This is a genomic window from Sphingomonas sp., from assembly GCF_031372575.1.
Classification (GTDB): Bacteria; Pseudomonadota; Alphaproteobacteria; order Sphingomonadales; family Sphingomonadaceae; genus Sphingomicrobium.
This window is the reverse complement of the sequence record NZ_JANMLM010000016.1, coordinates 14,802-28,747: the sequence shown is the minus strand read 5'-3', so window position 1 is coordinate 28,747 and position 13,946 is coordinate 14,802. Positions and strand designations below refer to the sequence as shown.

The 13,946-nt window shown below is 63.4% G+C and carries 18 protein-coding genes; 9 read left to right on the top strand and 9 right to left on the bottom strand.

Translation table 11 applies throughout. From position 1 onward, the window contains the following. Position 1: 1 nt before the first annotated feature. Genes RMN73_RS01195 through RMN73_RS01180 form a run of 4 tightly spaced genes read right to left on the bottom strand, consistent with a single transcriptional unit; the run spans position 2 to position 2,467 of the window. Positions 2-832: a cytochrome c oxidase subunit 3 gene (locus RMN73_RS01195; protein ID WP_309601491.1), complete on the bottom strand. Its 831-nt coding sequence runs from the start codon at positions 830-832 to the stop codon at positions 2-4. A gap of 41 nt (positions 833-873) precedes the next feature. Next, positions 874-1,419, bottom strand: coding sequence for a cytochrome c oxidase assembly protein (locus RMN73_RS01190; protein ID WP_309601490.1), 546 nt, complete (start codon positions 1,417-1,419; stop codon positions 874-876). Beyond that, positions 1,416-1,547, bottom strand: a complete 132-nt coding sequence (locus RMN73_RS01185; protein ID WP_309601489.1) for a hypothetical protein — start codon at positions 1,545-1,547, stop codon at positions 1,416-1,418. Before RMN73_RS01185 ends, RMN73_RS01190 begins: the two co-directional genes overlap by 4 nt. Then, a complete protein-coding gene (locus RMN73_RS01180; protein ID WP_309601488.1) occupies positions 1,544-2,467 on the bottom strand; it encodes a heme o synthase in 924 nt (307 codons plus the stop codon). The genes RMN73_RS01185 and RMN73_RS01180 overlap by 4 nt, the downstream gene beginning before the upstream one ends. An 80-nt stretch (positions 2,468-2,547) precedes the next feature. Here RMN73_RS01180 and RMN73_RS01175 point away from each other — a divergent pair, with 80 nt between their 5' ends. After that, entirely contained in the window at positions 2,548-3,156 is a 609-nt protein-coding gene (locus tag RMN73_RS01175; protein WP_309601487.1) for a peptidylprolyl isomerase, read from the top strand. Positions 3,157-3,250: 94 nt separating this feature from the next. Here RMN73_RS01175 and ctaD read toward each other — a convergent pair whose 3' ends face one another. Next, positions 3,251-4,933 carry a cytochrome c oxidase subunit I gene (gene ctaD, locus RMN73_RS01170; RefSeq protein WP_309601486.1) on the bottom strand — a complete coding sequence of 561 codons (1,683 nt, stop codon included), beginning with the start codon at positions 4,931-4,933 and terminating at the stop codon, positions 3,251-3,253. An 18-nt stretch (positions 4,934-4,951) separates the two neighbouring features. Next, positions 4,952-6,028 carry a cytochrome c oxidase subunit II gene (gene coxB / locus RMN73_RS01165; protein WP_309601485.1) on the bottom strand — a complete coding sequence of 359 codons (1,077 nt, stop codon included), beginning with the start codon at positions 6,026-6,028 and terminating at the stop codon, positions 4,952-4,954. 158 nt (positions 6,029-6,186) lie between these two features. Between coxB and pyrE the strand changes: the two genes are divergently transcribed. From pyrE to RMN73_RS01140, 5 genes are all read left to right on the top strand, one after another. Beyond that, complete coding sequence (pyrE, locus tag RMN73_RS01160) at positions 6,187-6,768, top strand: orotate phosphoribosyltransferase (RefSeq protein ID WP_309601484.1); 582 nt, start codon at positions 6,187-6,189, stop codon at positions 6,766-6,768. Then, complete coding sequence (locus RMN73_RS01155; RefSeq protein WP_309601483.1) at positions 6,765-7,490, top strand: pyridoxine 5'-phosphate synthase; 726 nt, start codon at positions 6,765-6,767, stop codon at positions 7,488-7,490. Before pyrE ends, RMN73_RS01155 begins: the two co-directional genes overlap by 4 nt. Then, the gene (acpS, locus tag RMN73_RS01150) at positions 7,487-7,894 is read left to right on the top strand and encodes a holo-ACP synthase (RefSeq protein ID WP_309601482.1); all 408 of its coding nucleotides are present in this window, start codon (positions 7,487-7,489) and stop codon (positions 7,892-7,894) included. The genes RMN73_RS01155 and acpS overlap by 4 nt, the downstream gene beginning before the upstream one ends. A gap of 1 nt (position 7,895) precedes the next feature. Then, positions 7,896-8,873, top strand: coding sequence for a signal peptidase I (lepB, locus tag RMN73_RS01145; RefSeq protein WP_405051505.1), 978 nt, complete (start codon positions 7,896-7,898; stop codon positions 8,871-8,873). Positions 8,874-8,956: 83 nt separating this feature from the next. Next, positions 8,957-9,946 (top strand): AI-2E family transporter, encoded by a 990-nt coding sequence (locus RMN73_RS01140; protein ID WP_309601559.1) that lies wholly within the window; start codon positions 8,957-8,959, stop codon positions 9,944-9,946. Here RMN73_RS01140 and RMN73_RS01135 read toward each other — a convergent pair. Together RMN73_RS01135 and rpsU are read right to left on the bottom strand one after the other, a co-directional pair. Continuing rightward, positions 9,943-10,494, bottom strand: coding sequence for an FKBP-type peptidyl-prolyl cis-trans isomerase (locus RMN73_RS01135; RefSeq protein WP_309601481.1), 552 nt, complete (start codon positions 10,492-10,494; stop codon positions 9,943-9,945). The genes RMN73_RS01140 and RMN73_RS01135 overlap by 4 nt on opposite strands. 32 nt (positions 10,495-10,526) lie before the next feature. Then, positions 10,527-10,733 (bottom strand): 30S ribosomal protein S21, encoded by a 207-nt coding sequence (rpsU, locus tag RMN73_RS01130; RefSeq protein WP_294007032.1) that lies wholly within the window; start codon positions 10,731-10,733, stop codon positions 10,527-10,529. Positions 10,734-11,069: 336 nt separating this feature from the next. Here rpsU and RMN73_RS01125 point away from each other — a divergent pair, with 336 nt between their 5' ends. Continuing rightward, positions 11,070-11,690: a murein L,D-transpeptidase catalytic domain family protein gene (locus RMN73_RS01125; protein ID WP_309601480.1), complete on the top strand. Its 621-nt coding sequence runs from the start codon at positions 11,070-11,072 to the stop codon at positions 11,688-11,690. On the opposite strand, the gene RMN73_RS01120 is transcribed toward RMN73_RS01125, so the two are convergent. Beyond that, positions 11,691-12,956 (bottom strand): L,D-transpeptidase family protein, encoded by a 1,266-nt coding sequence (locus tag RMN73_RS01120; RefSeq protein WP_309601479.1) that lies wholly within the window; start codon positions 12,954-12,956, stop codon positions 11,691-11,693. Between the two features lie 212 nt (positions 12,957-13,168). Here RMN73_RS01120 and RMN73_RS01115 point away from each other — a divergent pair, with 212 nt between their 5' ends. Together RMN73_RS01115 and RMN73_RS01110 are read left to right on the top strand one after the other, a co-directional pair. Further along, on the top strand, positions 13,169-13,492 hold the full coding sequence (locus tag RMN73_RS01115) for a PilZ domain-containing protein (RefSeq protein ID WP_309601478.1): 324 nt from the start codon (positions 13,169-13,171) through the stop codon (positions 13,490-13,492). Then, a complete protein-coding gene (locus tag RMN73_RS01110; RefSeq protein WP_309601477.1) occupies positions 13,489-13,809 on the top strand; it encodes a PilZ domain-containing protein in 321 nt (106 codons plus the stop codon). Before RMN73_RS01115 ends, RMN73_RS01110 begins: the two co-directional genes overlap by 4 nt. Positions 13,810-13,946: the final 137 nt, after the last annotated feature.

The window sequence follows — 13,946 nt, the reverse complement described above, 5'->3', positions numbered from 1 at the left end:
ATCAGCCGTGGATCGGCGCGCCCCAGCTGCCCCAGACGTAGATCGACACGAACAGGAACAGCCAGACGACGTCGACGAAATGCCAGTACCAGGCGGCGGCTTCGAAGCCGAAATGCTGCTTTGGGGTGAAATCGCCCTTCACCGCGCGAAGGTAGCAGATGATCAGGAAGATCGTCCCGACAATGACGTGGAAGCCATGGAAGCCGGTCGCCATGAAGAACGTCGAGCTATAAATATTGCCGCCATTGGCAAGCTTGAAGGAGAACGGGGCGTGAATATATTCGTAAGCTTGAACTCCGGAGAACACGAGGCCGAGAGCCACGGTCGCCAGCAAGCCCTTCTTGAGCCCGTCACGATCGCCGTGGATCAGCGCATGATGCGCCCAGGTGACGGTAGTGCCCGAGCACAGCAGGATCAGGGTGTTGAGCAGCGGGAAGCCGAACGGATCGAGCACTTCGGTGCCCTTGGGCGGCCATTGCCCGCCAACCGCATCCAGCGCGGAAGGGAATAAAGCGGCCGAGAAGAACGCCCAGAACCAGGCGACGAAGAACATCACTTCTGACGCGATGAACAGGATCATCCCGTAACGCAGATGGAGCGAAACGACCGGCGTATGATCGCCGGCATGGGCTTCCTGAATGGTTTTCGACCACCACGAATACATTGTGAACAGCACCATCGCGAAGCCAGCCCCGCCGACGAATTTGCCGTAGGGACTGCCGTGCATCCACATCACCAGCCCGCCGAACAAGGCCAGCGACGAAAAGGCGCCGATGATCGGCCAGGGATCGGGCGCGAGGATGTGATAATCGTGGTTCTTGGTGCCGGCCATGGATACTTCCTACTGTCGTGCCATCAGTCCTAAAACGCGCTCTAGCGGGTCGCCACGGGACTTTCCACAGGGTAAAAGGTGTAACTCAGGGTAATTTCGTCAATGTCGCGGGTCGCTGGATCGGTCCGCAGCTTGGGATCGACGAAGAACACCACTGGCATGCGCACCTTTTCGCCGGCCTTGAGCGTCTGCTCGGTGAAGCAGAAACATTCGATCTTGCTGAAATAGGCACCGGCTTGCGAAGGCGAGACGTTGAACGCCGCCTGGCCGGTGGTCGCGCGGCCGGCCATATTCTCGGCGGTGTAATAGATTGTGGTCCGCGCGCCGGGGTGGATCCGCACCGTTTTCTGTTCAGGGGCGAACTTCCACGGCAAGGCGGCATTGATGTTAGCATCGAAGCGCACCCCGATTTGTCCGGCGACCGCGCCCGGTGCGGCGTCGGCGCGCTGGGTGGTGCCGTCAAAACCGGTCAGCTGGCAAAAGGCGCGATACAGCGGGACCGATGCGAAGGCGACGCCCAGCATCACCAGCCCGAAGATCGCCGCGCGGAAGCCGACAATGCGATTCTTGGCGGCAAGGGTGGTCATGGGGCGACCACCATCTTGGCCATCGAAATCGCGAACATCAGCACCACGAACAGCCCGAGCAGCACGGCGGTCAATATCGAACGGCTTTTCTGACGGCGCTTGAGTTCGATTTCCTGGTCAGGGGTCATGCGATGAACATCCGATCTGCAACGAGGGCGCCGAACAAGACGAACAGATAGAGGATCGAGAAAGCGAACAGCCGCTTTTCGGGCCCCATCTGCGCTGGCTCGGTGGCGGTGTTGCGCGACACGGCGATGGCCAGCACAAGGAAGATCGCGTTGAGGAAGATCGCGGTCACGCCGTAGATCCAGCCGGTATAACCCATCGCCCACGGCGCCACTGCTGCGGCGACCATCGGCAAGGTATAGAGCAACACCTGGCGGCGGGTCGAGGCGAGCCCGGCAACGACCGGCATCATCGGCACCCCGGCCTTGGCATAATCCATCCGCACGAACAGGCTCAGCGCCCAGAAATGCGGCGGGGTCCACAGGAAGATGATTGCGAACAGCAGGATCGGCATGGTCGTGACGGTGCCGGTCGCGGCGACCCAGCCGATCAACGGCGGAAACGCCCCCGCTGCGCCGCCGATGACGATATTCTGCGCGGTCCGACGCTTGAGCCAGACGGTGTAGATCAGGACGTAGAACAGGATCGACACGGCCAGCCACGCCGCGGCGACATGATTGGTGGCAATGTCCATCAGTACGACCGAGAACACACTCAGCCCGACCCCGAAGTGGAGCGCGGTCTGGCGCGTCATCCGGCCGGCCGGAAGCGGGCGATCGGCGGTGCGCTTCATCAGTGCGTCGATGTCGCTTTCATACCATTGGTTGAGCGCGCCGGCGGCCCCGGCGGCCAGCGCGATGCACAACACGGCGGTGAAGCCGAGGATGATATTGACCGGGCCTGGTGCCGCCAGCAGCCCGGCCAGCCCAGTGTACACCACCAGCCGCATCACCTTGGGCTTGGTCAGCGCCAGCAGATCACGCCAGTCGGCCGGGAGCGGGTGGGTTTCGCTCTCCACAATCGTCATTGGAATCGAGGTCATAGGCGCGCCTATAAAAGCTTGTGGGCGCAAGGGAAAGGGCGGGAATCGGCGGTTCATCTTTGCGCTGCTACGACAGGCCCATGACCAACCGAATCATCCTTGCCGCCTTGTTCGCCGCCGTCGCCGCGCCAGGGCTTGCCCAACTCGCCCCGCCCACACCCGCTGCCGTCGCACCCAAGGCCGATCTGGTGCGGGTCGCGATTGATACCGACAAGGGCCGAATCCTGGTCGCGCTCGATCGCGGCCGTGCGCCGCTGACCACCGCCAACTTCCTCGCTTATGTCGACAAGCATTGGTTCGACGCGCAGCCATTCTACCGCGCGGTGACGTTCGGGGATGGCGGGCTGATTCAGGGCGGGGTGCGCGACGGGGCCAAGCAGCTCCCGCCGATCATCATCGAACGCACCGCGACCACCGGCCTGCGCAATCAGGCGGGGGCGATCGTCATGGCCAACGCCGGCGGTAAAACCACGCGCAATGACTTCTTCATCCTCACCACCGACGCCCCCAGCTTCGATTCCACGGCGACCGACCCCGGCTTCGCGCCATTCGGGATGGTGGTCGAGGGGATGGACGTGGTCAAAGCGATCTTCGCCGCGCCCCGCTCGCCAACCAGGGGCGTCGGCGCGATGAAGGGGCAAATGCTCGACCCGGCGGTGAAGATGGTGAAGGTGGTAAGGGTTAAATAGCCCGAGCCTTCGCTAGAGCCGGCTTGCGGCCTCTATTCGTCAAAAAGCCCGCCTTGCAACGTGCAGGACGAGCTTTTTGCTTGGTGCCTTAAGCTTAATCCACCTTCGGCAGCGTCTCGAACTGGTGGAACGGCGGGGGGCTCGACAGCGTCCACTCGAGCGTGGTGGCGCCTTCGCCCCAATAATTGTCGGCCGCCTTGGGGCCCTTGGCCAGCGACCAGATGATGTTGATGAAGAACACCACCATGCCGAGCGCCATGATCAGATAGCCGAGGCTGCTGATGTAGTTCCAGTAGGAGAAGGCCGGGGTGTAATCCGGGATCCGCCGCGGCATGCCGTCGAGGCCGAGGAAATGCTGCGGGAAGAAGATCAGATTGACGCCGACGAACATGACGAAGAAGTGCAATTTGCCGAGAAACTCGTTGTACATCCGCCCCGACATCTTGCCGAACCAATAATAGAAACCGGCAAAGATGCTGAACACCGCACCGAGGCTCAGAACGTAGTGAAAATGGGCCACCACGTAATACGTGTCGTGCATGTAATTATCGACCCCGCCATTGGCCAGCACGACCCCGGTGACGCCGCCGACGGTGAACAGGAAGATGAACCCGATCGCGAACAGCATCGGCGTTTCGAAGGTCAGCGAGCCGCCCCACATGGTCGCGATCCAGCTGAAGATCTTGACCCCAGTGGGGACCGCGATGATCATCGTCGCGGCGGTAAAATACATCTTGGTATTCACGTCCATGCCGATGGTGAACATGTGGTGCGCCCAGACGACGAACCCGACCACGCCGATCGCAACCATGGCATAAGCCATGCCGAGATAGCCGAACACCGGCTTGCGACTGAATGTCGCGATCACCTGGCTGACCATGCCGAAGCCGGGCAGGATCATGATGTAGACTTCGGGGTGACCGAAGAACCAGAACAGATGCTGGTACAACACGGGATCGCCGCCGCCAGCCGCGTCGAAGAAGGACGTTCCGAAATTGCGATCGGTCAGCAGCATGGTGATCGCCCCGGCCAGCACCGGCAGCGCGAGCAGCAGCAGGAAGACGGTGACCAGGATCGACCAGACGAACAACGGCATCTTGTGCAGGGTCATCCCCGGCGCACGCATGTTGAAGATGGTGGTGATGAAATTGATCGCGCCGAGGATCGAGCTGGCGCCCGCCAGATGGAGCGAGAAGATCGCCATGTCGACCGCAGGGCCCTGGGAGCCGATGGTCGATAGCGGCGCATAGACCGTCCAGCCGGTGCCCGCACCAAGCCCGGTCCCACCGCCGACGAACGACGATCCAAGCAGCAGGATGAAGGCCGGGACGAGCAGCCAGAACGAGATGTTGTTCATCCGCGGGAAGGCCATATCGGGCGCGCCGATCATCAGCGGCACGAACCAATTGCCAAAGCCGCCAATCATTGCCGGCATGACCATGAAGAATACCATGATCAGCCCATGGGCGGTGATCAGCACATTCCAGTGATGCAGCGCCGCGTCCATGCTGGCTTCGCCCGCGCCGAGCGGCCAGCCTTGGGTCAGGATCTGGATCCCTGGCTGCGCCAGTTCGGCGCGCATGATGCCCGAAATGGCACCACCGATGATCCCCGCGACGATCGCGAAGATCAAATAAAGGGTGCCGATATCCTTGTGGTTGGTCGACATGAACCAGCGGGCGAAAAATGCCGGCTTGTGGTCCGCGTCATGATGGCCGTGGTCCGCGGCAAGGCCGTGGGCCTTGAGCGCATTTGCGTCGGCGGGGATGGTGCTCATTATCTTGGTCGCTTCCGCTTAATTCTGGGCCGTAGCGGCCTGATTGAGTGCCGGCTGCGCTACTGCCGCCGTGTCATTGGCCGGTGCCGCCACCGCCGCCGCCGCGTCCGGTGCAACCGCCACTGCAGCGGTGGTCGCGGGCTTGGCCCCCTTTGGCGTTCCGCCCTTCGCCGCCAGCCACGCATCGAACTCGGCTTGGGGCAGAACTTCGACCGCAATCGGCATGTAGCCGTGGCGTGCGCCGCACAGTTCCGAACATTGGCCGAAATAGACGCCGGGGCGTGTAACCTTGACCCAGGTCTCGTTAACACGGCCGGGGTTGGCATCCATCTTGGTCCAGAACGCTGGCACGGCGAAGCTATGGATCACGTCTTCGCTAGTGATCAGGAACTTGACCACCTTGTTGACAGGGATCACCAGCCGCTCGTCGGTCGCCAGCATGACCGGGCCGTCGGCGTCGGTCCGAAAACGCTCGCCGGCCTTCACGTCGGTTTTTTCCTTGAGCATGTTCGACACGATCTCGAACCCGCCATTGTCGGGATATTGATAGGAACAATACCATTGATGACCGACGACCTTGATCGAAAGGTCGGCTGGCGGCGGCGAATATTGCGCCGCGAGCAGCCGGATCGAGGGGATTGCGATCGCCACCAGGATCAGCACCGGTGCCAGCGTCCAGACGACTTCGAGCATGGTGTGATGGCTGGTCCGCGACGGGGTCGGGTTGGCACCGCGGCGGAAGCGGAACATGGTGTAGCCGAGCAGCAGCAGGACGAAGATGCTGATCAATGCACACATCCACAGCAACGGGCCGTTGTGGAAGCTCTTGGCCTGCTCGCCAAGGTCGGTCACCTGGTCCTGGATGCCGTACCGGCCGCCGGGCATGCCGATGCCAGGCGTCGGGGCCATCGTCGGCAGCGCAGCCGGGGCCGGGGTCGCGGCGGTGTTGGCGATCTGTTCGCCCATGCTTGCCGCAGGGTCGACCGGCACCGCCGTCGCCGCAGCAGGCGCTGCGGCGGTGACTTGGGGGGCGGTCGCTGCTGCTGGAGTCATGACCGCGACTGACAGGGCAAGTGCCCAACCGATGAGTTTCATTCTGGTCCCGAACCTTGGGTTGCTGAACCGGCCCGCCGTCATTGGCAGGGCCGTGGAATCGGCGGCCTTATAGGCGCGGGTTGCTGTCCTCTCAAGGGCGGTTGATGGATTGTATTCGGGCGCTTAATTGACGGGCCACACAGGCGCAGGAACCGGGCATGACCGACGACCAGATATTGCTCGAATTCCGTAGCGCGAATGCGTTGCTCGAGGGGCATTTCATTCTCTCCTCGGGCCTGCGCAGCCCGCGCTATCTGCAATGTGCGCGGGTGCTGATGGATCCGAAACGCGCTGAAAAACTGGCCCAGGCGCTCGCCGCCAAATTGCCCCGTGAAGTCGCTGAGTCGATCGACGCGGTAGTATCGCCGGCGATGGGCGGGGTGATCATCGGCCATGAAATGGGCCGCGCTTTGGGCAAACCGGCGATGTTCGTCGAGCGGCCCGATGGCCTCTTCCACCTGCGCCGCGGCTTTACGCTCAATCCGGGCACGCGGGTGCTGCTGGTTGAGGATGTGGTCACCACCGGCCTGTCGTCAAAGGAAGCTATTCGGGCGATCGAGGAAACCGGCGCAACGGTCATCGCCGCCGCGTCCTTGGTCGACCGCTCGGGCGGATCGGTCGATCTTGGCGTGCCGTTCACCACGCTGATCCGGATCGACGTGCCGACCTATTCGGCGGATGATTTGCCGCCCGAGCTAGCCAAGATACCAGCGATCAAGCCGGGGAGCCGCGCGACATGAACAGCCCCCTTCGACTCGGGGTCAATATCGACCATGTCGCGACGATCCGGAATGCGCGCGGGGGGCCGCATCCCGACCCAATGCGCGCGGCACGGGCTGCGGCGGCGGCGGGGGCGGACGGGATCACGGCGCATCTGCGCGAGGACCGGCGCCACATCACCGACAGCGATCTCGACCGGCTGATGGAAATCGACCTGCCATTGAACCTCGAAATGGCGGCGACCGAGGAGATGCTGGCGATCGCGCTGGCGCATCGGCCGCACGCCGCGTGTATCGTCCCCGAACGGCGCGAGGAACGGACTACCGAAGGCGGGCTCGATGCTGCGGGGCAGTTTGAAAAGCTGCGCCCGTTCGTCGACCGGCTGCGGTCGGCCGGCATCCGCACCAGCCTGTTCATCGAACCGAGCGAACAGCAGGTCGACGCCGCCTTGCGCCTCGGCGCGCCGGTGGTCGAGTTTCACACCGGGCGCTTCGCCCATGTCGTGGGCGAGGAAGCCGTGGCCGAGCTGAAGCGGATTACTGACATGGCCGCGCTTGCCGCAAAAAACGGGATCGAGCCGCACGCCGGGCACGGGCTGACGTTCGACAATGTCGCGCCGATCGCCGCCATTCCCCAGCTCGCCGAGCTCAACATCGGGCATTTCCTGATCGGCGAGGCGATTTTTACCGGGCTTGAGGCAAGCGTGATGCGGATGCGCGGGTTGATGGATTCGGCGCGTTGATCGTCGGCCTCGGCAGCGACCTGTGCAATATCGAGCGGATCGAGAAGTCCGTCGCGCGCTTTGGCGACCGCTTCCTCAATCGCGTGTTCACCGATGTCGAGCGCGCCAAGGCTGCGCGGCGCCCGTTCACGGCGGCGGGCACGCTCGCCAAGCGCTTCGCCGCCAAGGAAGCATTCTCGAAAGCGGTTGGCACCGGGTTCAAGCGCGGAGTGTATTTGAAGGACATCGGCGTCGCCAATGCGCTGTCGGGTGCGCCTGCGCTCGTGCTGACCGGCGGGGCGAAGGCGCGGCTTGACGCACTGACCCCGGCGGGCCACGTCCTCGCCGTGCATTTGACGATGACCGACGACCATCCCTGGGCACAGGCATTCGTCGTCATCGAAGCGTTGAAAGTGGAGCGTTAAGTTGAGCGAGACCGAGACCATCCCCGCTGGCGAAGCTGCGCCCGAGCCGGCGACCACCGCGCCCGAACCAAAGAGTTCAGCCTTGTGGCGCGAGATCAAAGGGCTGTTGTGGGTGCTGCTCGCGGTGCTCGCCTTCCACAGCTTCATCGCCAAGCCATTTTACATCCCGTCGGAATCGATGATGCCGGGGCTGCTCAAGGGCGACCGGTTGGTGGTCAGCAAATATCCGTTCGGCTGGTCCTATGTCTCGCCGACCATTCCCAATCCGGCGGCAATCTTTCGCAGCCTGGTCCTCGGCAGCGGCGAGCCGTGGGGCATTACCCTGCCGTTCCGCCAGGGCCGCGTGCTCGGCCAATTGCCCCAGCGCGGTGATGTGGTGATCGTTACCCCGCCGGGATCGAACGAGGATTATATCAAGCGCGTCATCGGCCTTCCCGGTGACACGATCGAGGTGCGCGGCGGCCGCGTGATCCTCAACGGCGTGCTGGTGAAATTTGAGATGCGTCCGCCCGTCGCGGTGCCGATCGACGCCAATATGCCGTGCGGCAATGATCCCGACCCGATGCGCCGCGATTATGCGCTGATGGATCAGGTGCTGACCACCAGGGCCGGCCCGATGTGCAACCTTCCGGTGGTCCGCGAAACATTGCCCAATGGCGTTTCCTACAACACGATCGAACTCGGCCAGAGCCCGGGCGACAATTATCCCGCCACCAAGGTGCCCGCCGACCACGTCTTCCTGATGGGCGACAATCGCGACCGCAGCGCCGACAGCCGCGTCGCTTTGTCCGATCAGGGGCTGGGCGGGCCGGTGCCGTTCGAAAATATCGGTGGCCGCGCCGAATTCATCACTTTCTCGCTCGATGGCACGACCAGCCTGACCAACCCAGCAAGCTGGTTCAGCGCGTTTCGCTCGGGACGCGCGGGGACTTCGCTCCGCGCCGCGCCCGCATCCGCCGCGCCACTGGCCAAGAATTGAGCACCCGCACGCCGCGTAAAAAGGCCGTTACGGGCGAGGCTCACGTCGAGCAGCCGGGGCCGACCGAGTTCCACGACGCCAAGATGATCGCCGAGGTTAAGCGCGCCGCCATCTGGCTCGGCATGGCGCTGATGATCGTCGGTGCGATCGTGCTTGCCCAGCCGATCATGCTGATCATTGGCGGGCTGGTATTTGCGGTAATCCTTGACGGGGGAACGCGCCTCCTCGGGCGGGTGCTACCGATCGGTCGCGGCTGGCGGCTGGCGATTGTCACGCTCGCGGGCTTCGCGTTCATCGGCTGGACCTTCTTTTACGCCGGAACCACGCTGGCCGGCCAGGCGGAAGAATTGCGCTCGGTGGTAACCGCGCAAAGCGAACGCCTGATGGGTTATTTGCGGCAGAGCGGATTGATGCCGCAAGGCGACTTGTCGCAGGTCGGCAGCCAAATGCTCGGCGGGGTCGGTCGACTGACCACTGCGCTCAGCACGGCAGCCGGTGCGGTCAGCTCGATCCTGATGGTGTTGGTGATCGGTATCTTCGTCGCGATCGAGCCCAAATTGTACGACCGTGGCGTGGCGTGGATGCTTCCAACTGCCCGCCGTCACGGCTTTTACGATCTATCGAACAAGGTCGGGTTCACGCTGCGGCGGTTGATGTTCGGGCGGATTATCGGAATGGTGGTGGAAGGGGTTGGCACCTGGCTGATGCTGCTTGCTGGTGGCGTGCCGATGGCGGCCCTACTCGGCTTGCTCACCGGGTTGCTCGCCTTCATTCCCAACATCGGCGCGATCGTCTCGGGGTTGCTGATGGTCGCGGTCGGCTTTTCCGCCGGGACTGACGCCGGGCTGTGGGCGATCGCCACCTATCTGGTCGTTCAGACGATCGATGGCTATGTGATCGTGCCCTACGTCGCCCGGCGCACGGTCGATCTCGCCCCTGCACTGGTGCTGGCGGCGCAACTCATCTTCGGTGCGCTGTTCGGGCTGTTGGGATTGTTGCTGGCCGACCCGATGGTCGCTTCGGCCAAGATCGCGCTCGAGGAATTTTCCAAGCGCAAGTCGGACAACGCCTAAAGGCCGGGCTGCTCGGGCTGCGGGACGTCGCCCTGCGGTGCCTGGCCCTGGGGCTCTGCCCCCGGCGGCGGCATCATCAACGCGGCGTCGCGGACGACCTGCTTGATCGTCACGTCAAATTCGATGTCGCTATTGGGCGGAATCTTGCCGTCGCCGGCACCGGCCGCGCCATAAGCGAGGGCGGCGGGGATGCGGATCCGGTACGATCCGCCTTCCTGCATTTTCTGAAGCGCTTCGCCGAACCCGGGAATGACCTGTCCGGGGATCATCCCCGCAGGACCGCGACCCTTGCTCGAATCGAACACGGTGCCGTCCATCAGTCGGCCTTCATAGTCGACCAGTGCACCGTCATTGGCTTTGATCGGATCGCCCTTGCCCGCTTCGATGGTGCGGATCATCACGCCCGTGGCCGTGGTCTCACCACGCATCAATCCGGCACCGATCCACGCCAGTGCCACCGCAGCCGCAATCAGCAGCGCAATGCCCAGCCACAGCTTGAACATCGAGCCGGCTTTAAGCGGGCGTAACGGGACCTGGGTGGCCGACATCGTGCAATCCTCAACCGGAGGAGGAGAGGGACCTAGCGAGCGCCTTCGCGCTCGACGCGCTTGCGCTCGAGCTTGCGGGCGCGGCGGATGGCAGCGGCGCGTTCGCGGGCGCGCTTTTCCGACGGCTTCTCGTAATGACGGCGCAGTTTCATCTCGCGATAGACGCCTTCGCGCTGCAGCTTCTTCTTGAGCGCCCGCAGCGCCTGGTCGACATTATTGTCGCGAACGATGATTTGCATAAAGGCCGTCCAACTCCATTTCCGGGCGATGCCGGTGATCCAAAGCGCGTCGATTCGAAAAGCGGCGCGTACAAGCATAAAATGACGTGCGCCGCGAAGCGTAGGCCCGCAGCGTTGCGGTGCCCCTAGCGGAGTGTCGGTGGCTTTTCAAGACAGGCGATTAAGCCGCCATCGCGACGAGTCGAGCCGAACTTGCGGTCAGCATCGGCTAAACGCGATTTCGGTTATCGGCGGTTAACCCGCTGACTGGTAAAGAGATCGTTCGTTTTTTGGGAGGGTTAAGCCTTGGATCGTCGGGAAATGTTGCGGCTTGGAGCGGCTGGTGCAGGGGGTCTGTTGATCTCCTCGGCCGCCAGTTCGGTCGGGATTCCGCTGACCAACATGGTGCTCCCGCCGATCACCCGCGACCCGTTTCCCGCCGCTGCGCCGGTGGTTGCACCGGCCGGGATCAATCCCTTGCTGTTCCAGCGCGCCAAGGCGGCGATGGTCACCCACGGCGCGTCGATTCGCTATCGCGACACGATCGGCGTGGTCGACTTCTCGCTGCCGTCGGCGCAGCCGCGGTTCCACGTGATCAACCTCGCCACCGGGCAGGCGGACAGCTTCCGCGTTGCGCATGGCAGCGGGTCGGACCCCGATCACTCAGGCTTCGTCGAGCATTTCTCGAACGATTTCGGAAGCCACGCGACCTCGAACGGGACGTACGTCACTGCCGACACCTATGAAGGCAAGTACGGCCTGTCGATGAAGGTCGACGGGCTCGACTGGACCAACAATAATGCCAACAGCCGCGCGATCGTGATCCACAATGCCTGGTATGCGGAGGATGACGCCGTTGCCGCACATGGCAAGCTGGGCCGGTCGCAAGGCTGCTTCGCCTTCAGCCGCGCCAGCCAATGGCAGGTGATGCACCGCCTCGGCGGCGGCCGCATGATCTACGCGGAAAAATTAGCGTAATTACCGCGACGCTGTCTGCATCGGCTTCGGCTTCACCAGCACTTTCGGCTTCACCACGCCATAATCGTTGAGCGCTGCAATCACCTTGGCGTCGCGGCCGTACAGATCGGCGTAGGGCACGATCTTCCCGTCATTGAGCGCGGCGGCGCTGAAATAGACGATATAGACCGGCAGCGGCTTGACGAACTTGGCCATCACCGATTTGCCGCTGGCGACGGTCTCGTCGACTTTCTCGGGGGTCCACTCGCCGGCATCGTCGCCGAGCAATTCCTTGGCCAGGTCCATGATATTCTCGGTCCGGATGCAGCCGTGACTGAGCGCGCGCAGCTGGCTGTTGAAGCGGCTCCGCGCATTAGTGTCGTGGAGGTAGATATTCTGCCCGTTCTGCATCACGAACTTGACCTTGCCGAGCGCATTTGACGGTCCCGGCGGCTGGCGCCAGCGCTGGACCTTGCCGTCCTTGCCCTTGACCGCGACATAGCCCTTCTTGCCGGCGACTTCGCGCGTGATGCTCGGCGGCACTTCCCACCACGGATTGAGGATCACCCCGGTCGCCTGCACCGTCAGCTGCGGGGTCTTGGTCTTGACCGCCCCGGCAATCGCGCGATGCTTCCACCGCGTGGCGCCATTTTCGACCAACGTGGCGTAGAATGACGGCACGTTGACGATGATATATTTGTTGCCCAGGTCACGCGGCAGCCACCGCCAGCGATCCATGTTGAGCCGGATCCGGTCATAGTTGGCGGCGTCGGCCTTGTTCGCCTTGGCCAATGCGGCCCGCAGGAAGGCATATTGCTGGTGCGTCGGAAGCAGGCTGCGGAGCGAGCCGACCACGTCGTGGCGCTGCAGCGCGCTGGCGAGCAGCAAGGCGCTCGCCTCGGGGGTCAGATCGGCATCGGTGACGTGCCAGTCCTGGCGATCCTTGCCGCGAACATGACCGAGCGCGAGATCGGAAGCGACCTTGTTGAAGCGATCGGTCGCGGCGGCCGACATGATGACCGGGTCGCCTGACCGCAGCGCGGCATCGAGCCCGGCGCTGTCATAGTCGCGCGGATCGAGGCCCTCGCTGCCGATCGTCGCAACATAAGCCTGGAGGGCGCGCACATCGCCGATCTGCCACAAGGGCGGCGGCGGCGCGGGCACCGGGACGACCGGCGGAACGACCACGGGCGCAGCCTTGGCGTCGGGCAGCGGGGCCATCGGATCGGCCGGCGCGACCTGCGCGCTCGCCATCTGCATCGGCAAAATCGCCGCCGCGACCAGCATCAAGGATGTCCAATGTCCCGCGGATGTTGCAAATTTCGTCACGTCGGTTCTTCCCATGTTCGGCCTGTCGACCTCATCTTATGCCGACGCCGCAACATACAAAAGATGAACGGGCGCGGCCAGTGGCGGCAAAAGCGCAGCCCCAAGAAAAAATCGATTGCCAACCGCGCCTTAACATCCATCTGTTAGCTAGCCGAGCGAAAGGTAGCCCAGTGGACGAATCCCCAGCCTCGAAACGAAGCCTGCTCGGCGAGGGGCTGCGGCGATTGCTTGACGAGCGCGAGGAGCCGCGGTCGATCGCCACGTCGCAGACCGCGATGCTCGACCATGGCGGCCGCCGCCACGTCGTCCGGCTGGTCGATCTGTCGCAGTCCGGCGCGATGCTCGGCTTTCAGGGTACGCTTGTCGATGGCGATGACGTCACGCTTCACTTGCTTGACCACGGGGCAGTGAGGGGGCAGGTTCGCTGGTCACGCGACGGACGCGTTGGGATCAATTTTTCCAATCCGCTGGATTTGACCCTGGACCAGGAATGAGGGGCTCGGACATCACTGCACGAATCGTCGATGCTTCCGACCCTGCCGACCGGCGACGCTCGGCGCGGATCGAGGTCGAGCTCGACGCCAAGGTGCGAGAGCTTGGCAGCGAAGGCACCGAAGCCAGGGTCGTCAACATCTCCGACACCGGGTTCATGGCGGAATCGTCGGGCGATTTCGAAGTCGGTTCGCGGATCTGGCTGATCCTTCCCGGGCGCGATCGGGCCAGCGCGATCGTACGCTGGACCGCCGGCGACCGGCTCGGCGCCGAATTTTCGGAAGCCGTTTCGATCGACGGGATCGGCTCGCAAGGCTGATCCTCTTTCAAGGCATCGGCGAAAAAGCGCCAATTGTCCGATCCGTGAACCATCGGTTCCAATCGTAACATTATCGCAACACTTTCTCAGTCTCGATTCGGAACGCATGAAACAAAGCGCTGGTTGGGGTGTTTAAT